At 59.1% G+C, this 237-nt stretch carries 1 protein-coding gene; it reads left to right on the forward strand.

Features of this window, described 5'->3' with window-relative positions:
* Positions 1–237 (forward strand): C-terminal helicase domain-containing protein (locus tag J5M66_RS26820; RefSeq protein WP_207810277.1); only part of this gene is annotated, 237 nt, incomplete at both ends.

Raw genomic sequence — 237 nt, forward strand, 5'->3', positions numbered from 1 at the left:
GCGGCACGCGCCAGATCTTCCTGATCAGCCTGAAGGCTGGCGGTGTCGGTTTGAACCTCACCGAAGCCGATACGGTGATTCACTACGACCCGTGGTGGAACCCGGCAACCGAGAATCAGGCGACTGATCGGGCGTATCGCATCGGGCAGAACAATCCGGTGTTCGTCTACAAGTTGATTGCCAAAGGCACCGTCGAAGAGAAGATCCAGGCGTTGCAGCAGGAGAAAGCGGCGCTGG

Source organism: Pseudomonas sp. 67(2021) (genome assembly GCF_017491835.1).
Taxonomy (GTDB): domain Bacteria; phylum Pseudomonadota; class Gammaproteobacteria; order Pseudomonadales; family Pseudomonadaceae; genus Aquipseudomonas; species Aquipseudomonas atacamensis.